This window comes from Streptococcus sp. SM3, from assembly GCF_027497875.1.
Map to the genome: position 1 here is coordinate 38,423 of NZ_JAJNSA010000002.1, position 25,298 is coordinate 63,720.

Below are 25,298 nucleotides of genomic sequence, written 5' to 3' on the forward strand. Positions count from 1 at the left end.
GATATAAAGGTAGGGATATGAACCGTTTTAAAAAATCAAAATATGTCATTATTGTTTTTGTCATTGTTCTGCTTGTGTCAGCTCTCTTAGCGACGACTTATTCAAGTACAATTGTGACAAAATTAGGAGATGGAATCTCATTGGTTGATAGAGTTGTTCAAAAACCTTTTCAGTGGTTTGATTCTGTCAAATCAGATTTGGCTCATTTGACACGAACATATGATGAAAATGAAAGTTTGAAGAAACAGATTTACCAATTAGAAGTTAAATCAAATGAGGCGGAAAGTTTAAAGACGGAAAATGAACAACTGCGCCAATTGCTTGATATGAAGTCCAAGTTGCAAGCCACAAAGACTTTGGCAGCAGATGTTATTATGCGTTCTCCGGTATCTTGGAAGCAGGAGTTGACCTTAGATGCAGGTAAATCAAAAGGGGCTTCTGAGAATATGTTAGCAATTGCAAATGGTGGCTTGATTGGGAGTGTCTCAAAAGTAGAGGAGAACTCTACTATGGTCAACCTTTTGACAAATACGGAAAATGCTGATAAGATTTCTGTTAAAATTCAACATGGTTCTACTACAATTTATGGGATTATTGTTGGCTATAACAAAGAAAATGAAGTTCTTAAAATTAGCCAATTAAATAGTAATAGCGATATTAGTGCGGGAGATAAGGTGACAACTGGTGGATTAGGAAACTTTAATGTTGCTGATATTCCTGTTGGTGAAGTGGTTGCCACAACGCATAGTACGGACTATTTGACACGAGAAGTAACTGTTAAATTGAGTGCAGATACTCATAATGTGAGTGTGATAGAATTAGTGGGGAATTCATAATGAGACAGTTGAAGCGAGTTGGAGTATTTTTATTGCTTCCTTTCTTTGTTCTAATTGATGCCCATATTAGTCAGCTTTTGGGCTCATTATTTCCCCATGTACAGTTGGCTAGTCATTTTCTATTTTTGTTTCTCTTATTTGAGACGATTGAAGTATCAGAGTACTTCTACTTAGCTTATTGTTTTGTAGTGGGTTTGGTCTATGACATCTACTTTTTCCACTTGATAGGGATTGCGACTTTGTTATTCGTCTTATTGGGGGCATTTCTCCATAAATTTAATAGCGTTATTTTATTGAATCGTTGGACGAGAATGTTGGCAATTATTGTCATGACTTTTCTATTTGAGATGGGAGCTTATATACTTGCAATAGTGGTAGGTTTAACTGTGGATAGTATGTCTTTATTTATAGTCTATAGTTTAGTACCATCAATGATTTTGAACCTTATATGGATGATTATTTTTCAGTTTATTTTTGAAAAGATTTACCTATAAGAAAGAAATAAAAATGTAACAAAGGCGTAATATTCATTAGGCCTTTTTTTGGTATACTAGTAATGTCTTTAAAAGAAGGAGTATCTACGAAATATGAAGAAAAAAATCTTAGCGTCACTTTTACTAAGTACAGTAATGGTTTCTCAAGCAGCTGTTTTAACAACTGCGCATGCAGAAACTACTGATGACAAAATTGCTGCTCAAGATAATAAAATTAGTAACTTAACAGCACAACAACAAGAAGCCCAAAAACAAGTTGATCAAGTTCAGGAGCAAGTATCTGCTATTCAAACAGAGCAATCAAACTTGCAATCTGAAAATGATAGACTACAAGAAGAATCTAAAAAGCTTGAGGGTGAAATTACAGAACTTTCTAAGAATATTGTATCTCGCAATGATTCATTACAAAAACAAGCTCGTAGTGCTCAAACAAATGGAGCTGCAACAAATTACATTAATACAATTGTAAACTCAAAATCAATTACAGAAGCTATTTCACGTGTTGCTGCAATGAGTGAAATCGTATCTGCAAACAACAAAATGTTGGAACAACAAAAAGCAGATAAAAAAGCTATTTCTGAAAAACAAGTAGCAAACAATGATGCAATTAATACAGTTATTGCAAATCAGCAAAAACTAGCTGATGATGCTCAATCATTAACTACAAAACAAGCTGAGTTGAAAGCTGCAGAATTGAATCTTGCTGCTGAAAAGGCTACTGCAGAAGATGAAAAAGCAAGTTTACTTGAGAAAAAAGCTGCAGCAGAAGCAGAAGCTAAAGCAGCTGCAGAAGCAGAAGCAGCTTATAAAGCTAAACAAGCAAGTCAACAACAAAAAGTCGTTGCTTCTGGGAATACAACTTTTACAGCAGAAGTTCAAGCAGTATCAACTACTTCTTCGTCATCTAGTTCGTCTGAATCATCTTCAAGTAGTGCTTCAGCGGAATCAACAAGCTATACTCCTGCACCAGTGAAACAACATCCGACATACAGTACAAATGCATCAAGCTATCCTGTAGGTCAATGTACATGGGGAGTAAAAACTTTAGCACCATGGGCTGGTGATTACTGGGGTAATGGCGGTCAATGGGCTGCAAGTGCAGCAGCTGCAGGTTTCCGTACAGGTTCTACACCACAAGTTGGCGCGATTGCATGTTGGGATGATGGAGGATACGGTCACGTAGCAGTTGTTACAGCAGTTGAATCATCAACTCGTATTCAAGTTTCTGAGTGTAACTATGATGGTAGTGGAACTCAACCAATCGGAAATTATCGTGGATGGTTTAATCCGACAGCATCAAGAGGTACTGTAAGATACATTTATCCAAACTAATATACTGATTATTACTATACAAAGGGTGAGATCTTATTAATCTCACCCTTTGTATAGTGCTGGAAAAATTAATTTCATTATATAATTACTTGAACTTATTTTCTATTTTTATAATTATTTAATTAAAGTAAAATGAAACGTAGAGATATAGTACGAGTGTAGCATGTTAATAAAAAATGGTTTCTAAGGGAGTCGGTGTTGAAGTTATGTTTAGGTATAAAATAAATGTTGATGCTAAAGAGTGGGATTTATTTTTAGAAAATCATCCTCAAGGAAATTTATTGCAGAGTAGTGATTGGTCCAAGATAAAGGATACTTGGGGGAACGAGAGAGTTGGCTTTTATAAAGATAATCAATTAGTTGGAGTAGCAAATATCTTAATTCAGCCGCTACCATTAGGACTTTCTATGTTTTATATTCCACGAGGTCCAGTAATTGACTATGAAGATAAAGAACTTCTAAAATTTGTTCTTTTAACGTTGAAAAAACTTGCTAAAAAAAGCCATGCAATAATGGTTAAATTTGACCCAAGTTTATTTATAAGTAGAGGTCTTATTGACCAAGAAACTGTCCAAAATTCTATGACTTTAGCAATTGTCGAAGAACTGAAAAAAAATAAAGTTTATTGGACAGGCTTAACAAAGGATATGGCAGAAAATATACAACCACGTTTTCAAGCTAATATTCATAAAGAAAATTTCTCACTGGATCAACTTTCTAAGTCTACTAGACAGGCCATCCGAACTGCAAGAAATAAAGGATTAGAAGTAAAATTTGGTGGACTTGATTTATTAGATGACTTTTCATTTTTAATGAAGAAAACAGAGTCTCGTAAGAATATCAGTTTACGAGGCAAAGATTATTATCAGAAGTTACTGGATACTTATCCTGATCACTCCTTTATCACACTGAGCTTTTTAAATCTACCTAATAGACTGAAAGAAGTTGAGCAACAATTCGAAAAGAATCTAAAAACAGAGCAGAAGTTTACAGATAAAACGAAAGAAGGTAAAATAAAAGAGAATCAGCAAGAGAGAAAACGATTAAAGGAAGAAATTTCTTTTCTTAAGAACCATATTGACAGAGGGGATAGTATTGTCCCATTGTCTGGTACTTTAACTATCGAATTTGGGAAAACTTCTGAGAACTTATATGCTGGAATGAATGAAGAATTTAGACACTATCAACCTGCTATTCCTACATGGTTTGAGACAGCACAACATTCTTTTGAACGAGGGGCTGAGACTCATAATATGGGTGGAATTGAAAACAATTTAGAGGGTGGGTTAATGAGCTTTAAATCCAAGTTTAATCCTACTATCGAGGAATTTGCTGGTGAGTTTAATTATCCAACTAGTTCATTATATTTTTTGTTTAATCTAGCTTATAAAATTCGTAAGAAACTTAGAAGTAGATAAGACAAACTAATTATTTTGCCACTATATTAAATTTAAAAAAATTTAGCTATTAGAGCATCCCAGCAGTATATGTTGGGATGCTTTAAATTTAGAGTTTTTATTAGTAATTTAATGCTAAATTCCCAAACTAATTTCCACTTTGGCCTTCCAAGTGGAAGTTACTTTGAGAAGTTGGCAGAAATTATCTACTTTAAAAATCTACTAAAATAGCTTGAAAATATTGAAAAAGTATGGTAGAATGAAACTTGTCGTGTGAACGATAATACTCATTCTTGATGAATTGTGAAACAGTTGCCCTTGGGTCGTTTTGCGAGTTGAAGTCAAGAAGAGGAAAAAAACAAAAAGGAGAAATACTCATGGCAGTAATTTCAATGAAACAACTTCTTGAGGCTGGTGTACACTTTGGTCACCAAACTCGTCGCTGGAACCCTAAGATGGCTAAGTACATCTTCACTGAGCGTAACGGAATCCACGTTATTGACTTGCAACAAACTGTAAAATACGCAGACCAAGCATACGATTTCATGCGTGATGCAGCAGCTAACGATGCAGTTGTATTGTTCGTTGGTACTAAGAAACAAGCAGCTGATGCAGTTGCTGAAGAAGCAGTACGTTCAGGTCAATACTTCATCAACCACCGTTGGTTGGGTGGAACTCTTACAAACTGGGGAACAATCCAAAAACGTATCGCTCGTTTGAAAGAAATCAAACGTATGGAAGAAGATGGAACTTTTGAAGTTCTTCCTAAGAAAGAAGTTGCACTTCTTAACAAACAACGTGCACGTCTTGAAAAATTCTTGGGTGGTATCGAAGATATGCCTCGTATCCCAGATGTGATGTACGTAGTTGACCCACATAAAGAGCAAATCGCTGTTAAAGAAGCTAAAAAATTGGGAATCCCAGTTGTAGCGATGGTTGATACAAATACTGATCCAGATGATATCGATGTAATCATCCCAGCTAACGATGACGCTATCCGCGCTGTTAAATTGATTACAGCTAAATTGGCTGACGCTATCATCGAAGGACGTCAAGGTGAAGATGCAGTAGCGGTTGAAGCAGAGTTTGCAGCTTCAGAAGCTCAAGCAGATTCAATCGAAGAAATCGTTGAAGTTGTAGAAGGCGACAACGCTTAATTTATATAAATAGTATTACCTAGGAGGGCGGGGCTTAGCCCGGCTCTCCTATTTTTAAAAAATATAGGAGAATCAAAATGGCAGAAATTACAGCTAAACTTGTAAAAGAGTTGCGTGAAAAATCTGGTGCCGGTGTTATGGACGCTAAAAAAGCGCTTGTAGAAACAGACGGTGACATCGAAAAAGCGATTGAATTGCTTCGTGAAAAAGGTATGGCTAAGGCAGCTAAGAAAGCTGACCGTGTTGCTGCAGAAGGTTTGACTGGTGTTTATGTTAACGGTAATGTTGCAGCAGTTATTGAAGTAAACGCTGAAACTGACTTCGTTGCGAAAAACGCTCAATTCGTTGAATTGGTAAATACTACAGCTAAAGTTATTGCTGAAGGAAAGCCTGCTAATAATGAAGAAGCACTTGCTTTGACAATGCCTTCAGGTGAAACTCTTGAAGCTGCATACGTATCTGCAACAGCAACTATCGGAGAAAAAATCTCATTCCGTCGCTTTGCATTGATTGAAAAAACAGATGCACAACACTTTGGTGCTTACCAACATAATGGTGGACGTATCGGTGTTATTTCAGTTGTTGAAGGTGGAGACGAAGCACTTGCTAAACAATTGTCAATGCACATCGCAGCGATGAAACCAACAGTTCTTTCTTACAAAGAATTGGATGAGCAATTCGTTAAGGATGAGTTGGCACAATTGAACCACGTTATCGACCAAGACAACGAAAGTCGTGCAATGGTTAACAAACCAGCTCTTCCACACTTGAAGTATGGATCAAAAGCTCAATTGACTGATGAAGTGATTGCCCAAGCTGAAGCTGACATCAAAGCTGAATTGGCTGCAGAAGGCAAACCAGAAAAAATCTGGGACAAAATCATCCCAGGTAAAATGGACCGCTTCATGCTTGACAACACTAAAGTTGACCAAGCTTACACACTTCTTGCACAAGTATACATCATGGATGACAGCAAGACAGTTGAAGCATACCTTGAATCAGTTAACGCTTCAGTAGTTGAGTTCGCTCGCTTTGAAGTTGGTGAAGGTATTGAGAAAGCTGCAAACGACTTTGAAGCTGAAGTTGCAGCTACAATGGCAGCAGCCTTGAATAACTAATAATAAAAAGGAAGCCAAATTGCTTCCTTTTTTCTATGCAGTCAATCTTTATAGGGAGATGTTCCTACTTTTAAGGTATAAATAAAAAGCCCTATAATAAGGGCCAAGTGTATTTAGGAGACTACACTTCAAATTCATAGAGTGCTGTAGAGAGATAACGTTCACCGTTATCTGGTGCTAGAGCAAGGACTTTCTTACCTGTACCTAATTTCTTGGCAACTTCAATTGCTCCGTAGATAGCTGCAGCTGAAGAAATCCCTACAAGGAATCCTTCTTTTCCACCAATTTCACGGCCGAGTGCTAGAGCATCGTCTGATGTTACACGAACGATACCATCATAAGCCTTTGTATCAAGTGTACTAGGAATAAATCCAGCTGAGATACCTTGAATTTTGTGAGGTCCAGGTTTTTCACCAGATAGAATAGCAGATTCATCTGCTTCTACTGCAAAAACTTGAATGCTTGAATTTGCTGATTTGAGTGCATGAGAAACACCAGAAATCGTTCCACCGGTACCCACTCCAGCAACAAAGGCATCTAGTCCATCTTTACCGAAAGCAGCTAGTATTTCAGCTCCTGTTGTTCTTTCGTGTACTTCTGGATTAGCTGGATTGTCAAATTGAAGAGGAAGGAAACCATCACGTTCAGCAGCGATTTCTTGAGCTTTAGCAATAGCGCCTTTCATTCCCTCACTACCAGGAGTTAGGACGAGTTCAGCACCGTAAGCTTGGATAATCTTACGTCGTTCTACACTCATAGTTTCAGGCATAACGATGACGACTTTATACCCTTTAGCAGCCCCTACCCATGAAAGTCCAATACCAGTGTTTCCACTTGTTGCTTCAACAATAGTAGAACCAGGTTTCAGAATACCGTCTTGTTCAGCTTTTTCAATCATGCTAAGAGCAATACGATCTTTTACAGAAGAACCAGGGTTAAATGCTTCAAGTTTTACATAGACATCTGCAGCACCTTCTGGCACAATGTTGTTGAGTTTAACAATCGGAGTTTGACCGATTAGTTCAGTAATGTTGTTATAAATAGACATATGAATACCTCTTTGTATAAGATATTTCTAGTATAACGCTATCTATACCATTTGTAAAATATAGAAATCCTATCGAAGTGATAGGATTTTTTTATATCACAGGTCTAATCCATTAATTTTTAAGCGATTGTGATAGGCTAATTCTAGTAAATAGGTGTAAAGTGGAACGATATCCGTTTTCTTAGGAAATTCAAATTTATGAGAACTAAAATGCTCATTATGCGCTTTTAGAAAGACATTTTCTAAATAAGTAATAGTAATTTCACTATCATCTATACCTGCTCCAGCAGTTTCCGTTTCAACGCTAACAATGTTCATCAAAAAGATTGATTTAATAGACATCTTACGACCGGTAGCGCCTTGTTTATCTGTAAAGATGATACGTATATTTGTAAATATAATTGAGTCACGAATCAGTTTATATCCACTTTGAATTTCTTCATTTTCTAGTAGATATTGTCCATATTCTTTGATAAGAGTTTCTTTGTTTTGCTCGCTAAAGTTACCAGCGAGTCCTTGAATGAATTTTCCAAATGCCATATTTTTCTCCTTTGTTTACACTAAGTTTACAGCAACTTCAACTTCGCGTAAACCTTGATCCATTAAAGTGACTTTTCCATTAAAAAACTCTACAAGTGCAGCTTTAATATTCTCTTTTTCTTCTTTATCAACATAAATCATCGTATCGACTTGATCTGTAAAGTTTGTATCCAGTTCCATAATATCATGTTCCTTAAGAAAGTTACTATACTCTTGATACTGAGCGTAAGACATTTGAATAGCAATGCCAGCCTGTTCCTTTATTTCAATGATGCCAATTTCTTTGACAGCTAAGGCAACACTGCCAGCGTAAGCACGAATCAATCCTCCAGCGCCTAGCTTAATGCCTCCAAAGTAGCGTGTCACTACTACACAGACATTAGTAAGATTGTGATTTTCTAGTACCCCAAGCATAGGAACGCCAGCAGTCCCACTGGGCTCACCATCATCACTTGTACGTTTGATTTCACTACGTTCCCCAATAATGAAGGCAGAGCAGTTATGAGTAGCTTTGTAGTGCTCTTTCTTGATGGAAGTAATGAAGTCACGAGCCTCTTCTTCGCTATAAACACGCTTGGCATGACAGATAAAGCGGGATTTTTTGATTTCTTCTTGGACTTGTCCGTCCTCTTTAATTGTTCTAAATTCCATGATTTAATTGTACTAAAAAATCATCTAAAGCGCTAGGTTTTTACGAATAAAGAAGTATGAAAGTAAATCCAAATTATCTCAGTCGGTTGTTTACGGAGAATGAATTAACAGAAGAGGAACGTCAGTTGGCGGAGAAACTTCCAGCAATGAGAAAGGAGAAAGGGAAACTTTTCTGTCAACGTTGTGATAGTGCTATTTTAGATGAATGGTATTTGCCCATCGGTGCTTACTATTGTCGGGAGTGCTTAATTATGAAGAGAGTTAGGAGTGATCAATCTTTATACTATTTCCCACAGGAGGATTTTCCGAAGCAAGATGTTCTTAAATGGCGTGGTCAATTAACTCCTTTTCAAGAGAAGGTGTCAAAGGGATTGATTCAAGCGGTAGATAAGCAGGAACCAACCTTGGTTCACGCTGTAACAGGAGCTGGAAAGACAGAGATGATTTACCAAGTTGTGGCCAAAGTGATTGATGAAGGTGGTGCAGTTTGTTTGGCCAGCCCTAGAATCGATGTGTGTTTGGAGCTGTATAAGCGACTGCAAGATGATTTTGCTTGCGAGATAGCTTTACTACACGGAGAATCAGAACCATATTTTCGAACACCACTAGTTGTTGCAACGACTCATCAGCTGTTAAAATTTTATCATGCTTTTGATTTGCTAATAGTGGATGAAGTAGATGCTTTTCCTTATGTTGACAACCCTACGCTTTACCATGCTGTCAAGAATAGTGTAAAGAAGAATGGCTTGAGAATCTTTTTAACAGCAACTTCTACCGATGAGTTAGATAGGAAGGTTCGCATCGGAGAATTAAAACGATTGAGTTTGCCTAGACGGTTTCATGGAAATCCTTTGATTATTCCTAAACCTGTCTGGTTATCCGATTTTAATCGCTATTTGGATAAGAATCGTTTATCACCAAAGTTAAAGTTTTATATTGAGAAACAGAGAAAGACAGGTTATCCGTTACTCATTTTTGCTTCAGAAATTAAGAAAGGGGAGCAATTAAAAGAAGTCTTACAGAAGGAATTTTCGCATGAGAAAATTGGTTTTGTGTCTTCAGTTACGGAAGATCGATTAGAGCAGGTGCAAGCTTTTCGAGATGGAGAACTGACAATACTTATCAGTACGACAATCTTGGAGCGTGGAGTTACCTTCCCTTGTGTGGATGTTTTTGTAGTAGAAGCCAACCATCGTCTGTTTACCAAATCTAGTTTGATTCAGATTGGTGGACGAGTTGGACGAAGCATGGATAGACCGACAGGAGATTTGCTTTTCTTCCATGACGGGTTAAATGCTTCAATCAAAAAGGCAATGAAGGAAATTCAACAGATGAATAAGGAGGCGGGTCTATGAAGTGTTTATTATGTGGGCAGACTATGAAGGCTGTTTTAACTTTCAGTAGTCTTTTACTTCTGAAGAATGATGCCTCCTGTCTTTGTTTAGATTGTGATTCTACTTTTGATAGGATTGGAGAAGAGAACTGCCCAAACTGTATGAAAACAGGATTGTCAACAAAGTGTCAAGATTGTCAATTTTGGTGTAAAGAAGGAGTTGAAGTCAGTCATAGAGCGATTTTTATTTACAATCAAGCTATGAAGGATTTTTTCAGTCGGTATAAGTTTGATGGAGACTTCCTTTTAAGAAAAGTCTTTGCTTCAGTTTTAAGTGAGGAGTTAAAAAAGTACAAAGAGTATCAATTTGTTGTAATTCCCCTAAGTCCTGAAAGATTGCTCGAGAGGGGATTTAACCAGGTTGAAGGTTTAGTTGAAGCAGCAGGGTTCTCTTTTCAAGACTTACTAGAGAAGAGAGAAGAGCGAGCTAGTTCTTCCAAAAATCGTTCAGAACGCTTGGCAACAGAACTTCCCTTCTTTGTCAAAAGTGGAGTCACTATTCCTAAAAAAATCCTACTTATAGATGATATCTATACTACTGGAACAACTATAAATCGTATGAAGAAACTGTTGGAAGAAGCTGGTGCTGAGGATGTAAAAACATTTTCCCTTGTAAGATGAGGAAAAAATTTGCAAAAACAAAATGAAAGCGTTATAATGAAATCAGAAAAACAAAAACGTTTAGAAAGAAGGTACTCATATGATTAAATATAGTATCCGTGGTGAAAACCTAGAAGTAACAGAAGCAATTCGTGATTATGTAGTTTCTAAACTCGAAAAGATCGAAAAGTATTTTCAAGCTGAACAAGAGTTGGATGCTCGAGTTAACTTGAAGGTGTATCGTGAAAAAACTGCTAAAGTGGAGGTGACGATTCCACTTGGTTCAATTACTCTTCGTGCAGAAGATGTGTCTCAAGATATGTATGGTTCAATTGACCTTGTAACCGATAAAATTGAACGTCAGATTCGTAAAAATAAAACAAAAATCGAGCGTAAAAATAAAAACAAGGTAGCAACTAGTCAATTATTTACAGATGCTTTGGTGGAAGATACAAATGTTGCCCAATCCAGAGTTGTTCGTTCAAAACAAATTGATTTAAAACCAATGGATTTGGAAGAAGCTATTCTACAGATGGATTTGTTGGGACATGATTTCTTTATCTATGTGGATGTTGAAGATCAGACAACCAATGTGATTTATCGTCGTGAGGATGGCGAGATTGGCTTGTTAGAAGTTAAAGAATCTTAATTTCAATATGTGTAAAGGAAGGTTTACTAAATTGTAAACCTCCTTTTTCTTATAATTGATAGAATTACTGATTACACTTTTAAAAAGTCGCTTTTTGGTGGTTATTATGGTATAATGGGTGCCAAGAGGTTTGGAATGAAAAAATTTTATGTAAGTCCTATTTTCCCCTTAATATTAGGAATAGTGGCGTTCGGAGTGCTATCTGTGCAACTTGTTTTTGTAACGAATACACTGGTAACGCTATTTCTTTTGCTACTTATTTTGGGTTCATATATTTTACTATTCATCCATCAGAGAGACTACTACTCAAAGAGTGAAGTAGAACAAATCCAGTATGTAAACCACCAAGCTGAAGATAGTTTGACAACTTTGTTAGAACAGATGCCTGTCGGAGTTATTAAACTAGACTTATCGTCAGGTGAAGTTGAATGGTTCAATCCTTACGCTGAATTGATTTTGACTAATGAAGTGGGGGAGATTGATGTTGCATTAATTCAAACAATTATAAAGGCGTCTGTGGGGAATCCAGGTTCTTATGCCACCTTGGGTGAGACTCGCTATTCGGTTCATATGGACAAGGTATCTGGTGTTCTTTACTTCTTTGATGTGTCTGGAGAATACGAAGCGACTGTTGAGTTAGTGACGAGTCGTCCGGTTATTGGAATTGTTTCCGTTGATAACTATGACGATTTAGAAGATGCGACATCGGAGTCTGACATTAGTCATATTAACAGTTTTGTAGCCAATTTTGTTTCAGAATTTGCTGGGAAGCATGCCATGTTCTCCCGTCGAGTAAGTATGGATCGTTTTTATCTGTTTACGGACTACACGGTGCTTGAGGGCTTGATGAATGATAAATTTTCTGTTATTGATGCATTCAGAGAAGAGTCGAAACAGAGACAGTTGCCCTTGACCTTAAGTATGGGATTTTCTTATGGTGATGGAAATCATGATGAGATAGGGAAAGTTGCATTGCTCAACTTGAACTTGGCTGAAGTGCGTGGTGGCGACCAAGTGGTTGTTAAGGAAAACGACGAGACGAAAAATCCAGTTTATTTTGGTGGTGGGTCTGCTGCCTCAATCAAACGTACACGGACTCGTACGCGTGCTATGATGACGGCTATTTCAGATAAGGTTCGTAGTGTGGATCAGGTTTTTGTAGTTGGTCACAAAAATCTAGATATGGATGCTCTTGGCTCTGCTGTAGGTATGCAGTTGTTTGCCAGCAATGTGACTGAAAATAGTTATGCTATTTATGACGAAGAACAAATGTCGCCGGATATTGAACGAGCTGTTTCATTCTTAGAAAAAGAAGGAGTTACAAAGTTGTTGTCCGTTAAGGACGCAATGGGGATGGTGACCAATCGTTCTTTGTTGATTCTTGTAGACCATTCAAAGACAGCTTTAACTTTATCAAAAGATTTTTACGATTTATTTACACAAACCATCGTCATCGACCACCACAGACGGGATCAGGATTTCCCAGATAATGCAGTTATCACTTATATCGAAAGTGGTGCAAGTAGTGCCAGTGAGTTGGTAACGGAATTGATTCAGTTCCAGAATTCTAAGAAAAATCGTTTGAGTCGTATGCAAGCAAGTGTTTTAATGGCTGGTATGATGTTGGATACTAAAAATTTCACCTCACGAGTGACTAGTCGGACATTTGATGTTGCTAGCTATCTCAGAACGAGAGGAAGTGATAGTATTGCTATCCAAGAAATTGCTGCGACAGATTTTGAAGAATATCGTGAGGTCAATGAACTGATTTTACAAGGGCGTAAATTAGGTTCAGATGTACTAATAGCAGAGGCTAAGGACTCGAAATGTTATGATACAGTTGTTATTAGTAAGGCAGCAGATGCCATGTTAGCTATGTCAGGTATTGAAGCGAGTTTTGTTCTTGCGAAGAATACACAAGGGTTTATCTCTATCTCAGCTCGCAGTCGTAGTAAGCTGAATGTACAACGGATTATGGAAGAGCTGGGAGGTGGAGGCCACTTTAATTTGGCAGCGGCTCAAATTAAGGATTCAACCTTGTCAGAAGCAGGTGAAAAACTGACAGAAATTGTATTAAATGAAATAAAGGAAAAGGAGAAAGAAGAATGAAAGTAATCTTTTTAGCAGATGTCAAAGGAAAAGGTAAAAAAGGCGAAATTAAGGAAGTACCAACAGGGTATGCGCAAAACTTTCTTATCAAAAAGAATCTAGCCAAAGAAGCAACTGCTCAAGCTGTAGGTGAACTTCGTGGTAAACAAAAATCTGAAGAAAAAGCTCATGCTGAGATGATTGCAGAAGCAAAAGCAATTAAAGCCCAACTAGAAGCAGAAGAAACGGTTGTAGAATTTGTTGAAAAAGTTGGTCCAGATGGTCGTACTTTTGGTTCAATTACGAATAAGAAGATTGCAGAAGAATTGCAAAAGCAATTTGGAATTAAGATTGATAAACGTCATATCCAAGTGCAAGCTCCGATTCGGGCGGTTGGTTTGATTGATGTGCCAGTGAAAATCTATCAAGATATCACAAGTGTGATCAATCTTCGTGTGAAAGAAGGGTAAATTTACACTTTCTTGACAAGATTGTAAAAGGAAGGGAAGTCTGATGGCAGAAGTAGAAGAGTTACGAGTACAACCTCAAGATATCTTAGCTGAGCAATCCGTTTTAGGGGCTATCTTTATTGACGAGAGTAAGCTTGTTTTTGTGCGAGAATATATTGAGTCTCGGGACTTTTTTAAGTATGCCCATCGTTTGATTTTCCAAGCTATGGTCGATTTATCCGATCGTGGCGATGCTATAGATGCAACAACGGTTCGTACCATTCTTGATAATCAAGGTGATTTACAGAATATTGGTGGCTTGTCTTACCTGGTTGAGATTGTCAATTCTGTGCCAACTTCTGCTAATGCGGAGTATTATGCTAAGATTGTTGCAGAGAAGGCCATGCTACGTCGATTAATCTCCAAGTTGACAGAGTCTGTCAATCAAGCTTACGAGGCTTCGCAACCAGCTGATGAAATCATTGCTCAGGCAGAAAAAGGCCTGATTGATGTCAGCGAAAATGCTAATCGAAGTGGATTTAAGAACATTAGAGATGTGTTGAATATCAACTTTGGAAATCTGGAAGCTCGCTCGCAACAAACGACCGATATTACAGGTATTGCGACAGGCTATCGTGACCTGGATCATATGACGACTGGACTTCATGAGGAGGAGTTGATTATCCTAGCAGCCCGTCCGGCGGTTGGTAAGACAGCCTTTGCCTTGAATATTGCTCAGAATATTGGTACTAAGTTGGACAAAACGGTTGCTATTTTTTCACTGGAAATGGGTGCGGAAAGTCTAGTGGATCGTATGTTGGCGGCAGAAGGTTTGGTGGAATCGCATTCTATCCGTACGGGTCAATTGACTGATGAGGAGTGGCAAAAATATACCATTGCTCAAGGGAACCTAGCCAACGCGAGTATCTATATTGATGATACGCCAGGGATTCGGATTACAGAGATTCGTTCTCGTTCTCGTAAACTGGCTCAAGAAACGGGTAATCTTGGTTTGATTTTGATAGATTACTTGCAGCTTATCACGGGAACTGGTCGGGAAAATCGTCAACAAGAGGTTTCAGAAATTTCACGTCAGTTGAAAATTTTAGCTAAGGAACTGAAGGTTCCAGTAATTGCTCTGAGTCAGTTGTCTCGTGGTGTAGAACAACGTCAGGATAAGAGACCGGTCTTATCTGATATTCGTGAATCGGGATCTATCGAGCAGGATGCTGATATCGTAGCCTTTCTTTATCGCGACGACTACTATGAGCGTGGTGGTGAAGAAGAGGAAGGCATCCCAAATAATAAGGTAGAAGTTATTATCGAGAAAAACCGTAGTGGAGCTCGTGGAACGGTGGAATTAATTTTCCAAAAAGAATACAATAAATTTTCAAGTATCTCAAAGAGGGAGGCATAAGATGTCAGATGCATTTACAGATGTAGCCAAGATGAAAAAAATCAAAGAAGAAATCAAGGCACATGAGGGACAAGTCGTAGAAATGACTTTGGAGAATGGTCGTAAGCGCCAAAAAAATAGATTGGGTAAGCTAATTGAGGTTTATCCGTCCCTATTTATCGTTGAGTTTGGGAACGTTGAAGGAGATAAACAAGCTAATGTTTACGTTGAATCCTTTACTTACTCAGATATCCTTACAGAAAAGAATTTGATTCATTATCTTGATTAAAGTGAGAAATTTTCTCACTTTTTCTTTTTTCTCCGAATAGTTTAAGTGAAGGTAATCTTCGATTTATATTATTTTTCAAGGAGGAAGAATGAAAATTTCACCATTTAAAGTAGCAGAGACAAGGCTTTCTATTAGAAAGTCAGTTAAAAAGGTTGTTCCTTTTTTAGTAGTAGGCTTGATGTTAGCAGCGGGTAATAGTGTATCTGCCTATTCGGGAGGAAATGGCTCGATTGCGCGTGGGGATGATTATCCTGTTTATTATAAAAATGGGAGTCAGAGTATTGATAAGTGGAGGATGTATTCTCGTCAGTGTACTTCATTTGCTGCTTTTCGTTTGAGTGGAGTAAATGGTTTTGAGCTTCCAGGAGCTTATGGTAATGCTGGTGAATGGGGTTATCGTGCTCGTCGTGAAGGTTATCGTGTCGATAATAAACCAGCAATTGGAGCTATTGCTTGGTCTACTGCAGGAGGTTATGGTCATGTTGCTTGGGTTTCAAATGTGATGGGAGATAATATAGAAATTGAGGAATATAACTATGATTATAAAGGTAATTATAATAAACGAATTGTAAAAGCAAACAAGATGACCGGTTTTATTCATTTTAAAGATTTATCAAGCAATTCTAAAGAAGTCCCAAGCAGTTCAAAAGATTCGACAAGCAATCATGTTGTGACCAGTCAATCGTCATCTTTGATGAGAGGAACTCATTATTTTAAGGTGGAGACTCCTATTAAAGATCAACCATTATTGAATGCAACTCCACTTGCATATTATTCTCCAGGTGAGAGTGTTCATTATGATCAGGTGATTGAAAAAGATGGCTACAAATGGTTAAGTTACATTTCGTATAGTGGAAATCGTCGTTATATTCAGTTGGAGGGAGTGACTTCGTCACAGAATCAATCAGTAAATAAATCTAATCATGGTTCAAATAATGGATTGACTGTGGGTTGGAAGAAAATAAATGGTAGTTGGTATTATTTCAAATCAGATGGTTCTAAGGCGACGGGATGGTTGAAAGATGGTTCTACCTGGTATTATTTGAAATCATCTGGTGAAATGCAGACAGGATGGTTAAAGGAAAATGGGGTTTGGTATTATCTGGATAGTTCAGGGGCAATGAAAACAGGCTGGTATCAAGTTTCTGGTAAGTGGTATTATTCTTACTCTTCAGGTGAGCTAGCTGTTAATACAATAGTAGACGGTTATACTGTAAATCATAATGGTGAGTGGGTTAAAGAAAAATAAACTAAAAAACTTGATTCATTATCATTTTTAACTATATTCAAAAGTAATTAGCACTATTTTAAATATTTACTTGAAGCGTTCTTATATATTTTTTTATTGTAGCTTGTTTGATCCGAACTATTTTCATGAGATAAATTCTTTAATAAAGAATTTATTGCTTATCTAGGTTTCCGTAGTAATATTAGAAAGTTAAAAATATGTTTATATTGACATTATTCTTTTCTAGTCGATATAAATATATTTTTTTAAACAACTTAATATATTGTTTTTGTTAATCTATATTAAAAGTTATAATAGAGAGAAATATAATTCCACAAAGGGGCGTTTTAAAAATGGATAAAAAAATGATCTTGACTAGCTTAGCTAGTGTTACGGTTTTAGGTGCGGTTTTTGCTGTGTCTCAACCGTCGGTTGTAAAAGCTGATGCACTACATCTACTAGCACATCCGGAGAAACTGGATCCACACCTGACCTGTGGTTAAAACTCCAAAAACTGAAGTCGGAAAAGCTAAAGAAGATTTAACTGAAGCTTTGAAACAAATCCCTGATAACGAGTTGCTTGACAAAAAAAGCAGAAGAAGAAGAATTATTAAAGGCTGTTGAGTCTGGTGAATTAAGTGCCTCTGATATTCTTGCTGAGTTAGCAGATGATGCTGAAAAAGCACAAGATACTAATCCAACAATTAAAACAGAAACTCCTGTATCTAAGGACAAGCTTCCTGAAGAGGTTCAAGCGGGAATTGATGAAGGTGAAGCAGCGGATGCTGCTCGTCCTGCATCAGAAAAACTTCAAGATAAAGCTGATGATTTAGGTGAAAATGTTGATGAGCTTAAAAAAGAAGCGGATGCATTAAAATCTGAAGAAGATAAAAAAGCTGATACATTAACTAAGAGAGATGAAACTCTACAAAAAACTAAAAAAGCTCTTGAAACAGCAAAAGCAAATGGTTCATCTGAAGAAATTGTTAAAATTTTAGAAGATGTTGCTAAAAAAGCAGAAGTAGCTCGTGATGCTGCACAAACTGACTTTGATCAAGCTGCTTCAGATACTAAAGCTGTTGCTGACGAATTAAACAAACTTACTGATGAGTACAACAAAACTCTAGAAGAAGTGAAAGCTGCTAAAGAAAAAGAAGCGAACGAGCCAGCTAAACCAGTAGAAGAAGAACCAGCTAAACCAGCAGAGAAAACAGAAGCTGAAAAAGCTGCTGAAGCTAAAGAAGAAGCGGATGCTAAAGTTGCTGAATTAGAGAAAAAAGTTGCTGAAGAAGCTAAAAAAGTTGAGGAAGCTACTGCTAAAGCTGAAAAAGAAGCTGCTGATGTAACTACTGCTCAAACTAAAAAAGAAGAAGCTGATAAAGCTAAAGCTGACGCAGAAGCTGAATTAGCCAAAGCTAAAGAAGAAGCTGAAAAAGCAAAAGCTAAAGTTGAAGAAGAAGTTAAAAAAGAAGAAGAGGCTAAAAAAGAAGAAGCTGAAACCAAAACAGCTCTTAAAGACGCTTTAGATCAACTTGAAGAAGATGCGATTGCAGAAATCCATAAAGATGCAAGTATTACTGATAAAGAAAAAGCAATAGCTGATAAAAAAGCTGAAATTGGTAAAGAAGCTATTCTAGATGCCGTTGAAAAAGGTGATTTATCTGCTAAAGATATTCTAAAAGAATTAGAAAACGACTATAACACTAGAAACAAAGCTCCTGAAAAAGTTGCTGAAACTAAAAAATTAGATGCTGAAGAAGCTAAAAAAATTGATGAAGCTGCTAAAAAAGAAGCTTCTAAACCAATCGTTAAAAAACTTACAGATATTGCTGATGATTTAGCTGAAAAAATTGAAAAATTAACTAAAGAAGCTGATAAAGATAAAGCAGATGCTGCTGAAAAAGCTAAGGCAGTAGAAGAGAAAAATGTTGCCTTAGATAAACAAAAAGAAACCTTAGAAAAAGCTAAAGTTGCTCTTGAAACAGCTAAAACGAATAAAGCTGATCAAGATGTTATCGATAAATTACAAGATGCTGTAACTAAACTAGAAGGTTCTGTCGCTTCTGCTAAAGCTTCTGTTGATGAAGCTCAAGCTAAATTTGACGAAGTTAACGAATCATTACAAGCGCGTAAAAATGCAATCGATACACTAACTGACGATTACAACGCAACTTTAGGTTATATCGAAAACTTAAAAGAAGTTCCTAAAGGTGAAGAACCTAAAGATTTCAGTGGTGGCGTAAGTGATGATGAAGCACCTACTGAGCCTGCTAAGGAAGCAGATGAAGTTCCAACTGTTCCTGATGCTCCTGAATTCACTGGTGGGGTAAATCCTGCTGACGCTCCTTCTGACGATGCTAAACAACCTGACGAAGTACCAACTGCTCCTAATGCTCCAGAATTTAATGGTGGTGTGAATCCTAGTGATTCTCCTTCTGGAGATAATGAATCTGATTTCACTGGTGGGGTAAATGATGCAACACCTCCTACTATAGCCGATGCTCCAGAATATACAGGAGGCGTTAATAGTGTAGAAGCAGCAATTAACGAAGTTCCACAATATACTCTTACAACAGCAGGTACTAACAAGGATAGTACTTATCAAGCGCCAGCAGTAAAAGCAGAAGATAAAAAAGAACTTCCAAATACTGGTGGTAAAGATAATGTTGCAGTTGCATCATTAGGATTCCTTGGATTGTTCCTTGGTGCCATTCCATTTGTGAAACGTAAAAACTAATTCATTTCGTAGTTTGAAAGAGAGGGAGTAACTTCCTTCTCTTTTTACTATTATCTTAGTTTCTCTCAGGGAACTCTTCCCAATGGTATTTTTTGGTGCTTTCCTTTATAATGGGTGTATGGATAAGAAAAAATTATTATTGATTGATGGCTCTTCTGTTGCTTTTCGGGCGTTTTTTGCGCTCTATCAGCAGTTGGACCGTTTTAAGAATGCGGCTGGTTTGCATACCAATGCGATTTATGGTTTTCAGTTGATGTTGAGCCATTTGTTGGAGCGGGTTGAGCCGAGTCATATTTTGGTGGCTTTTGATGCGGGAAAGACGACCTTCCGGACAGAGATGTATGCAGATTATAAGGGTGGTAGGGCTAAGACTCCGGATGAGTTTCGTGAGCAATTTCCCTTCATTCGTGAGTTGCTGGATCATATGGGGATTCGTCACTATGAGTTGGCTCAGTATGAGGCTGATGACATCATTGGGACATTGGATAAACTAGCAGAGCAGGATGGTTTTGATATTACCATTGTCAGTGGGGACAAGGATTTGATTCAGCTGACGGATGAGCATACGGTGGTTGAAATTTCCAAGAAAGGTGTGGCTGAGTTTGAGGCCTTTACGCCAGAATATCTTATGGAAAAGATGGGCATTACACCGACGCAGTTTATCGATCTCAAGGCGCTCATGGGTGATAAGTCGGATAATATCCCTGGAGTAACCAAAATTGGTGAAAAGACGGGTATCAAGCTCTTGCTGGAGCATGGCTCACTCGAGGGGATTTATGAGAATATCAATGGGATGAAGGCTTCTAAGATGAAGGAAAATCTTATCAATGATAAGGAACAGGCCTTTTTGTCTAAAACACTAGCGACCATTGATACCAAGGCACCGATTGAGATTGGTTTGGAGGATTTGGTCTATAGCGGTCCAGATGTTGAAAATCTCGGGAAATTCTACGATGAGATGGGTTTCAAACAGCTCAAGCAGGCTTTAAATGTGTCGTCAGCTGATGTGGCTGAGAGTTTGAACTTTACTATCGTTGACCAAATTAGTCAAGATATGCTGAGTGAAGAGTCTATCTTCCATTTTGAGCTTTTTGGTGAGAATTACCATACGGATGACTTGGTTGGATTTGCCTGGTCTTGTGGAGATAAGCTCTATGCCACAGACAAGCTTGAGCTGTTGCAAGAGCTGATTTTCAAGGACTTTTTAGAAAAAACACCTCTGAGAGTGTATGACTTTAAGAAGGCTAAAGTTCTCTTGCATCGTTTTGGTGTGGATTTGCAGGCGCCTGCTTTTGATAGCCGTTTGGCTAAATACCTCCTTTCGACTGTGGAGGACAATGAAATTGCGACCATCGCTAGTCTTTATGGTCAGACTTATTTGGTTGATGATGAGACTTTCTATGGTAAGGGAGTCAAGAAGGCCCTTCCTGAACGTGAGAAATTCTTGGAGCATTTAGCTCGTAAGCTTGCAGTTTTGGTCGAAACAGAGCCTATTTTGCTTGAAAAACTCAGCGAAAATGGGCAATTAGAGCTCCTTTATGATATGGAGCAACCTCTAGCCTTTGTCCTTGCTAAGATGGAAATTGCTGGGATTACGGTTAAGAAAGAGACCTTGCTTGAGATGCAGGCTGAAAATGAGCTTGTCATTGAAAAACTGACTCAGGAGATTTATGAACTAGCTGGTGAGGAGTTTAATATCAACTCGCCTAAGCAGTTGGGAGTGCTTCTCTTTGAAAAGTTGGGCCTTCCTCTAGAATACACTAAGAAAACCAAGACAGGTTATTCGACAGCAGTGGATGTCTTGGAACGCTTGGCTCCTATTGCGCCGATTGTTAAGAAAATCCTCGATTACCGTCAGATTGCCAAGATTCAGTCTACTTATGTGATTGGCTTGCAGGACTGGATTTTGGCTGATGGCAAGATTCATACTCGCTATGTGCAGGATTTGACCCAGACTGGGCGTTTGTCTAGTGTGGATCCAAACTTGCAAAATATTCCTGTGCGATTGGAACAAGGGCGCTTGATTCGGAAGGCTTTTGTGCCAGAGTGGGAGGATAGTGTCCTTCTCAGCTCGGACTATTCACAGATTGAATTGCGTGTTTTGGCACATATCTCTAAAGACGAGCACTTGATTAAGGCTTTCCAAGAGGGGGCAGATATCCATACTTCGACAGCCATGCGGGTCTTTGGCATTGAACGTCCTGAGGATGTGACTGCAAACGACCGTCGCAATGCCAAGGCAGTTAACTTTGGGGTGGTTTATGGAATTTCAGACTTTGGCTTGTCTAATAATCTGGGTATTAGTCGTAAGGAAGCCAAAGCCTATATTGATACCTACTTTGAACGCTTCCCGGGCATTAAAAACTACATGGATGAAGTGGTGCGTGAAGCGCGTGATAAGGGCTATGTAGAGACCCTCTTCAAGCGTCGTCGTGAGTTGCCAGATATCAATTCGCGCAACTTTAACATTCGTGGTTTTGCGGAGCGGACAGCTATTAACTCACCTATCCAAGGTTCGGCGGCAGATATTCTCAAGATTGCCATGATTCAGCTGGATAAAGCCTTGGTTGCAGGTGGTTATCAGACTAAGATGCTGTTACAAGTGCACGATGAAATCGTACTTGAAGTGCCTAAATCGGAACTAGCAGAGATGAAAAAATTGGTCAAACAAACCATGGAAGAAGCCATTCAACTCAGTGTTCCCCTCATCGCAGATGAAAATGAAGGGGCAACCTGGTACGAGGCTAAATAAAAAAGTTATGTAGAGTTTGAAGCACTTGTTTTCAAACTCTTTTTCATGTTTTTCTGTAAGCAGTTTCCTTGACATTTTTTTGGTTTTGCGCTATCATATGTCCATATAATATATGGGAGTCTGTGTACAGTCTGAGAGGAAGCGTTAAGCTTCGACCGCACTTGATCTGGGTAATGCCAGCGTAGGGAACAATACTTAGTCTATTCTGCACCTTTTCCATATATGGTAAAGGTTTTTCTTTTTGTCAAAGGAAAACGAGAAGAGGAGGTTCTTATGAAAGCAAGCATTGCCTTGCAAGTTTTACCCCTATCACAGGGGATTGATCGGATTGCTGTTATTGATCAGGTCATTGCCTATCTGAAAGCTCAAGAAGTGACTATGGTGGTGACACCATTTGAAACGGTCTTGGAAGGGGAGTTTGATGAGCTTATGCGCATTCTCAAAGAAGCGCTAGAAGTGGCAGGGCAGGAGGCAGATAATGTCTTTGCTAATGTCAAAATAAATGTAGGAGAGATTTTAAGTATTGATGAGAAACTTGAAAAGTATACTGAGACGACACATTAGTCTATTGGGCTTTCTGGGAGTCTTGTCAATCTGGCAGTTAGCAGGTTTTCTTAAACTGCTCCCTAAGTTTATTCTGCCGACACCTCTTGAAATTCTCCAGGCCTTTGTTCGTGACAGAGAATTTCTCTGGCACCATAGTTGGGCGACATTGAGAGTTGCTTTACTGGGGTTGGTTTTGGGAGTCTTGATTGCCTGTCTCATGGCTGTACTTATGGACAGTTTGACTTGGCTTAATGACCTGATTTACCCAATGATGGTGGTTGTTCAGACTATCCCGACCATTGCCATAGCTCCTATTCTAGTCTTGTGGCTAGGTTATGGGATTCTCCCTAAGATTGTCTTGATTATCTTGACGACAACCTTTCCTATCATCGTCAGCATTTTGGACGGTTTTAGGCATTGTGACAAGGATATGCTGACCTTGTTTAGTCTGATGCGGGCCAAACCTTGGCAAATCCTTTGGCATTTTAAAATCCCAGTCAGCCTGCCTTACTTTTATGCAGGTCTGAGGGTCAGTGTCTCTTACGCTTTTATCACAACAGTAGTATCTGAGTGGTTGGGAGGCTTTGAAGGACTAGGTGTCTACATGATTCAGTCCAAGAAACTGTTTCAGTATGATACCATGTTTGCTATTATTATTCTGGTATCGATTATCAGCCTTTTGGGTATGAAGTTGGTCGATATTAGTGAAAAATATGTTATTAAATGGAAACGTTCGTAGCATTAGAATGTTTTTGAAAAAGAAAAGAGGAAAGAAAATGAAGAAAACATGGAAAGTGTTTTTAACGCTTGTAACAGCTCTTGTAGCTGTTGTGCTTGTAGCCTGTGGTCAAGGAACTGCTTCTAAGGACAACAAAGAGGCAGAACTCAAGAAGATTGACTTTATTCTAGACTGGACACCAAATACCAACCACACAGGGCTTTATGTTGCTAAGGAAAAAGGTTATTTCAAAGAAGCTGGAGTGGATGTTGATTTGAAATTGCCACCAGAAGAAAGTTCTTCTGACTTGGTTATTAACGGTAAGGCACCATTTGCAGTCTATTTCCAAGACTATATGGCTAAAAAATTGGAAAAAGGAGCAGGAATTACTGCCGTTGCAGCTATTGTAGAACACAATACATCAGGAATCATTTCTCGTAAATCTGACAATGTAGCTAGTCCAAAAGACTTGGTTGGTAAGAAATACGGGACTTGGAATGATCCAACTGAACTTGCTATGTTGAAAACCTTAGTAGAATCACAAGGTGGGGACTTTGAGAAGGTGGAAAAAGTACCAAATAACGACTCAAACTCTATCACACCGATTGCTAATGGTGTCTTTGACACTGCTTGGATCTACTATGGATGGGATGGAATTCTGGCTAAATCTCAAGGTGTAGATGCTAACTTTATGTACTTGAAAGACTACGTTAAAGAATTTGACTACTACTCACCAGTTATCATCGCCAACAACGACTACCTCAAAGACAACAAAGAAGAAGCACGTAAAGTCATCCAAGCTATCAAAAAAGGTTACCAATATGCTATGGAGCATCCAGAAGAAGCTGCAGATATCCTCATTAAGAATGCGCCTGAACTCAAGGAAAAACGTGACTTTGTCATCGAATCTCAAAAATACTTGTCAAAAGAATACGCAAGCGACAAGGAAAAATGGGGTCAATTTGATGCAGCTCGCTGGAATGCCTTCTACAAATGGGATAAAGAAAATGGTATCCTTAAAGAAGACTTGACAGATAAAGGCTTCACCAACGAATTTGTAAAATAATGACAGAAATTAGACTAGAACACGTCAGTTATGCCTATGGTCAAGAGAGGATTTTAGAGGATATCAATCTGAAAGTGACTTCAGGTGAAGTGGTTTCTATCCTAGGCCCAAGTGGTGTTGGTAAGACTACGCTTTTCAACTTAATTGCGGGGATTTTAGAAGTTCAGTCAGGAAGAATTGTCCTTGATGGGGAGGAGAATCCCAAGGGGCGCGTGAGTTATATGTTGCAAAAGGATCTGCTCTTGGAACACAAGACGGTGCTTGGTAATATCATTCTGCCCCTCTTGATTCAAAAGGTGGATAAGGCAGAAGCTATTGCTCGCGCAGATGAAATTCTTGCGACCTTCCAGTTGACAGCTGTAAGAGATAAATACCCTCATGAACTTAGTGGCGGGATGCGCCAGCGTGTAGCCTTGCTTCGTACCTACCTTTTCGGGCACAAGCTTTTTCTCTTGGATGAGGCTTTTAGCGCCTTGGATGAGATGACCAAGATGGAACTCCACGCTTGGTATCTGGAGATTCACAAGCAGTTGCAGCTGACGACCCTGATTATCACGCATAGTATCGAAGAGGCTCTCAATCTTAGCGACCGCATTTATATCTTGAAAAATCGCCCTGGGCAGATTGTTTCAGAAATTAAACTAGATTGGTCTGAAGATGAGGACAAGGAAGTCCAAAAGATTGCCTACAAACGTCAAATCTTGGTAGAATTAGGCTTAGATAAGTAGAAAAATAGGGAGTTGGTGAAGATTATCCTTTACCAGCGCCCTTTTTCTTTTAAAAATGAGAAAATTTCGGTATAATAGTCAATTAT

24 protein-coding genes and 1 riboswitch are annotated in these 25,298 nt (G+C 38.4%); of the genes, 21 read left to right on the top strand and 3 right to left on the bottom strand.

All coding sequences use genetic code 11. From position 1 onward, the window contains the following. Positions 1–17: 17 nt before the first annotated feature. The 6 genes from mreC (at position 18) to tsf (ending at position 6,334) form a co-directional block, all read left to right on the top strand. On the top strand, positions 18–836 hold the full coding sequence (mreC, locus tag PAN06_RS00630; RefSeq protein ID WP_125458325.1) for a rod shape-determining protein MreC: 819 nt from the start codon (positions 18–20) through the stop codon (positions 834–836). Beyond that, positions 836–1,330 carry a rod shape-determining protein MreD gene (mreD, locus tag PAN06_RS00635; protein WP_061864816.1) on the top strand — a complete coding sequence of 165 codons (495 nt, stop codon included), beginning with the start codon at positions 836–838 and terminating at the stop codon, positions 1,328–1,330. Before mreC ends, mreD begins: the two co-directional genes overlap by 1 nt. A gap of 93 nt (positions 1,331–1,423) precedes the next feature. After that, positions 1,424–2,662 carry a CHAP domain-containing protein gene (locus PAN06_RS00640; protein WP_004269801.1) on the top strand — a complete coding sequence of 413 codons (1,239 nt, stop codon included), beginning with the start codon at positions 1,424–1,426 and terminating at the stop codon, positions 2,660–2,662. Positions 2,663–2,868: 206 nt separating this feature from the next. Beyond that, entirely contained in the window at positions 2,869–4,080 is a 1,212-nt protein-coding gene (locus tag PAN06_RS00645) for an aminoacyltransferase (RefSeq protein WP_269795325.1), read from the top strand. Between the two features lie 356 nt (positions 4,081–4,436). Continuing rightward, positions 4,437–5,216, top strand: coding sequence for a 30S ribosomal protein S2 (gene rpsB / locus PAN06_RS00650; protein ID WP_007556349.1), 780 nt, complete (start codon positions 4,437–4,439; stop codon positions 5,214–5,216). A 77-nt stretch (positions 5,217–5,293) separates the two neighbouring features. After that, on the top strand, positions 5,294–6,334 hold the full coding sequence (tsf, locus tag PAN06_RS00655; protein ID WP_033682512.1) for a translation elongation factor Ts: 1,041 nt from the start codon (positions 5,294–5,296) through the stop codon (positions 6,332–6,334). A gap of 121 nt (positions 6,335–6,455) precedes the next feature. On the opposite strand, the gene cysK is transcribed toward tsf, so the two are convergent. The 3 genes from cysK to PAN06_RS00670 form a co-directional block, all read right to left on the bottom strand. Continuing rightward, the gene (gene cysK / locus PAN06_RS00660) at positions 6,456–7,382 is read right to left on the bottom strand and encodes a cysteine synthase A (protein WP_269795294.1); all 927 of its coding nucleotides are present in this window, start codon (positions 7,380–7,382) and stop codon (positions 6,456–6,458) included. Positions 7,383–7,478: 96 nt separating this feature from the next. Continuing rightward, positions 7,479–7,922 (bottom strand): PH domain-containing protein, encoded by a 444-nt coding sequence (locus tag PAN06_RS00665; RefSeq protein ID WP_269795295.1) that lies wholly within the window; start codon positions 7,920–7,922, stop codon positions 7,479–7,481. 15 nt (positions 7,923–7,937) lie between these two features. After that, complete coding sequence (locus tag PAN06_RS00670; RefSeq protein WP_261028006.1) at positions 7,938–8,573, bottom strand: YigZ family protein; 636 nt, start codon at positions 8,571–8,573, stop codon at positions 7,938–7,940. A gap of 56 nt (positions 8,574–8,629) precedes the next feature. Between PAN06_RS00670 and PAN06_RS00675 the strand changes: the two genes are divergently transcribed. The 15 genes from PAN06_RS00675 to PAN06_RS00745 all read left to right on the top strand — a co-directional run bounded on the left by PAN06_RS00675 (position 8,630) and on the right by PAN06_RS00745 (position 25,212). Then, positions 8,630–9,928 (top strand): DEAD/DEAH box helicase, encoded by a 1,299-nt coding sequence (locus PAN06_RS00675; RefSeq protein WP_212573919.1) that lies wholly within the window; start codon positions 8,630–8,632, stop codon positions 9,926–9,928. Beyond that, a complete protein-coding gene (locus tag PAN06_RS00680) occupies positions 9,925–10,587 on the top strand; it encodes a ComF family protein (protein ID WP_049487601.1) in 663 nt (220 codons plus the stop codon). The genes PAN06_RS00675 and PAN06_RS00680 overlap by 4 nt, the downstream gene beginning before the upstream one ends. 79 nt (positions 10,588–10,666) lie before the next feature. Next, positions 10,667–11,215 carry a ribosome-associated translation inhibitor RaiA gene (raiA, locus tag PAN06_RS00685; RefSeq protein ID WP_000599102.1) on the top strand — a complete coding sequence of 183 codons (549 nt, stop codon included), beginning with the start codon at positions 10,667–10,669 and terminating at the stop codon, positions 11,213–11,215. A gap of 135 nt (positions 11,216–11,350) precedes the next feature. Continuing rightward, positions 11,351–13,324: a DHH family phosphoesterase gene (locus tag PAN06_RS00690; protein ID WP_120770772.1), complete on the top strand. Its 1,974-nt coding sequence runs from the start codon at positions 11,351–11,353 to the stop codon at positions 13,322–13,324. Continuing rightward, positions 13,321–13,773 carry a 50S ribosomal protein L9 gene (rplI, locus tag PAN06_RS00695; protein ID WP_000864214.1) on the top strand — a complete coding sequence of 151 codons (453 nt, stop codon included), beginning with the start codon at positions 13,321–13,323 and terminating at the stop codon, positions 13,771–13,773. The genes PAN06_RS00690 and rplI overlap by 4 nt, the downstream gene beginning before the upstream one ends. 43 nt (positions 13,774–13,816) lie before the next feature. Next, positions 13,817–15,169 (top strand): replicative DNA helicase, encoded by a 1,353-nt coding sequence (gene dnaB / locus PAN06_RS00700; RefSeq protein WP_004263550.1) that lies wholly within the window; start codon positions 13,817–13,819, stop codon positions 15,167–15,169. A gap of 1 nt (position 15,170) precedes the next feature. Next, entirely contained in the window at positions 15,171–15,437 is a 267-nt protein-coding gene (locus tag PAN06_RS00705) for a Veg family protein (protein WP_001278169.1), read from the top strand. A gap of 88 nt (positions 15,438–15,525) precedes the next feature. Beyond that, positions 15,526–16,686, top strand: coding sequence for a choline binding-anchored murein hydrolase CbpD (gene cbpD / locus PAN06_RS00710; protein WP_269795296.1), 1,161 nt, complete (start codon positions 15,526–15,528; stop codon positions 16,684–16,686). Between the two features lie 332 nt (positions 16,687–17,018). Next, entirely contained in the window at positions 17,019–17,168 is a 150-nt protein-coding gene (locus PAN06_RS00715; RefSeq protein ID WP_269795297.1) for a hypothetical protein, read from the top strand. Positions 17,169–17,245: 77 nt separating this feature from the next. Continuing rightward, on the top strand, positions 17,246–19,402 hold the full coding sequence (locus PAN06_RS00720; protein ID WP_269795298.1) for an SIALI-17 repeat-containing surface protein: 2,157 nt from the start codon (positions 17,246–17,248) through the stop codon (positions 19,400–19,402). Positions 19,403–19,520: 118 nt separating this feature from the next. Continuing rightward, the gene (gene polA, locus PAN06_RS00725; RefSeq protein ID WP_269795299.1) at positions 19,521–22,154 is read left to right on the top strand and encodes a DNA polymerase I; all 2,634 of its coding nucleotides are present in this window, start codon (positions 19,521–19,523) and stop codon (positions 22,152–22,154) included. Between the two features lie 102 nt (positions 22,155–22,256). Then, positions 22,257–22,359: riboswitch (TPP riboswitch) on the top strand. A 68-nt stretch (positions 22,360–22,427) separates the two neighbouring features. Next, positions 22,428–22,718 (top strand): thiamine-binding protein, encoded by a 291-nt coding sequence (locus tag PAN06_RS00730; RefSeq protein WP_045612468.1) that lies wholly within the window; start codon positions 22,428–22,430, stop codon positions 22,716–22,718. Further along, on the top strand, positions 22,681–23,439 hold the full coding sequence (locus PAN06_RS00735) for an ABC transporter permease (RefSeq protein ID WP_194250903.1): 759 nt from the start codon (positions 22,681–22,683) through the stop codon (positions 23,437–23,439). The genes PAN06_RS00730 and PAN06_RS00735 overlap by 38 nt, the downstream gene beginning before the upstream one ends. A gap of 37 nt (positions 23,440–23,476) precedes the next feature. Next, positions 23,477–24,484: an ABC transporter substrate-binding protein gene (locus PAN06_RS00740; protein ID WP_049501969.1), complete on the top strand. Its 1,008-nt coding sequence runs from the start codon at positions 23,477–23,479 to the stop codon at positions 24,482–24,484. Next, positions 24,484–25,212, top strand: a complete 729-nt coding sequence (locus tag PAN06_RS00745; protein WP_050246574.1) for an ABC transporter ATP-binding protein — start codon at positions 24,484–24,486, stop codon at positions 25,210–25,212. Before PAN06_RS00740 ends, PAN06_RS00745 begins: the two co-directional genes overlap by 1 nt. The last annotated feature ends 86 nt before the right edge of the window (positions 25,213–25,298 follow it).

Bases quoted from the DNA above. Each gene is read 5' to 3' on its own strand.
- mreC (WP_125458325.1), top strand. From the start codon at position 18: ATGAACCGTTTTAAAAAATCAAAATATGTCATTATTGTTTTTGTCATT.
- mreD (WP_061864816.1), top strand. From the start codon at position 836: ATGAGACAGTTGAAGCGAGTTGGAGTATTTTTATTGCTTCCTTTCTTT.
- PAN06_RS00640 (WP_004269801.1), top strand. From the start codon at position 1,424: ATGAAGAAAAAAATCTTAGCGTCACTTTTACTAAGTACAGTAATGGTT.
- PAN06_RS00645 (WP_269795325.1), top strand. From the start codon at position 2,869: ATGTTTAGGTATAAAATAAATGTTGATGCTAAAGAGTGGGATTTATTT.
- rpsB (WP_007556349.1), top strand. From the start codon at position 4,437: ATGGCAGTAATTTCAATGAAACAACTTCTTGAGGCTGGTGTACACTTT.
- tsf (WP_033682512.1), top strand. From the start codon at position 5,294: ATGGCAGAAATTACAGCTAAACTTGTAAAAGAGTTGCGTGAAAAATCT.
- cysK (WP_269795294.1), bottom strand. From the start codon at position 7,382: ATGTCTATTTATAACAACATTACTGAACTAATCGGTCAAACTCCGATT.
- PAN06_RS00665 (WP_269795295.1), bottom strand. From the start codon at position 7,922: ATGGCATTTGGAAAATTCATTCAAGGACTCGCTGGTAACTTTAGCGAG.
- PAN06_RS00670 (WP_261028006.1), bottom strand. From the start codon at position 8,573: ATGGAATTTAGAACAATTAAAGAGGACGGACAAGTCCAAGAAGAAATC.
- PAN06_RS00675 (WP_212573919.1), top strand. From the start codon at position 8,630: ATGAAAGTAAATCCAAATTATCTCAGTCGGTTGTTTACGGAGAATGAA.
- PAN06_RS00680 (WP_049487601.1), top strand. From the start codon at position 9,925: ATGAAGTGTTTATTATGTGGGCAGACTATGAAGGCTGTTTTAACTTTC.
- raiA (WP_000599102.1), top strand. From the start codon at position 10,667: ATGATTAAATATAGTATCCGTGGTGAAAACCTAGAAGTAACAGAAGCA.
- PAN06_RS00690 (WP_120770772.1), top strand. From the start codon at position 11,351: ATGAAAAAATTTTATGTAAGTCCTATTTTCCCCTTAATATTAGGAATA.
- rplI (WP_000864214.1), top strand. From the start codon at position 13,321: ATGAAAGTAATCTTTTTAGCAGATGTCAAAGGAAAAGGTAAAAAAGGC.
- dnaB (WP_004263550.1), top strand. From the start codon at position 13,817: ATGGCAGAAGTAGAAGAGTTACGAGTACAACCTCAAGATATCTTAGCT.
- PAN06_RS00705 (WP_001278169.1), top strand. From the start codon at position 15,171: ATGTCAGATGCATTTACAGATGTAGCCAAGATGAAAAAAATCAAAGAA.
- cbpD (WP_269795296.1), top strand. From the start codon at position 15,526: ATGAAAATTTCACCATTTAAAGTAGCAGAGACAAGGCTTTCTATTAGA.
- PAN06_RS00715 (WP_269795297.1), top strand. From the start codon at position 17,019: ATGGATAAAAAAATGATCTTGACTAGCTTAGCTAGTGTTACGGTTTTA.
- polA (WP_269795299.1), top strand. From the start codon at position 19,521: ATGGATAAGAAAAAATTATTATTGATTGATGGCTCTTCTGTTGCTTTT.
- PAN06_RS00730 (WP_045612468.1), top strand. From the start codon at position 22,428: ATGAAAGCAAGCATTGCCTTGCAAGTTTTACCCCTATCACAGGGGATT.
- PAN06_RS00735 (WP_194250903.1), top strand. From the start codon at position 22,681: ATGAGAAACTTGAAAAGTATACTGAGACGACACATTAGTCTATTGGGC.
- PAN06_RS00740 (WP_049501969.1), top strand. From the start codon at position 23,477: ATGAAGAAAACATGGAAAGTGTTTTTAACGCTTGTAACAGCTCTTGTA.
- PAN06_RS00745 (WP_050246574.1), top strand. From the start codon at position 24,484: ATGACAGAAATTAGACTAGAACACGTCAGTTATGCCTATGGTCAAGAG.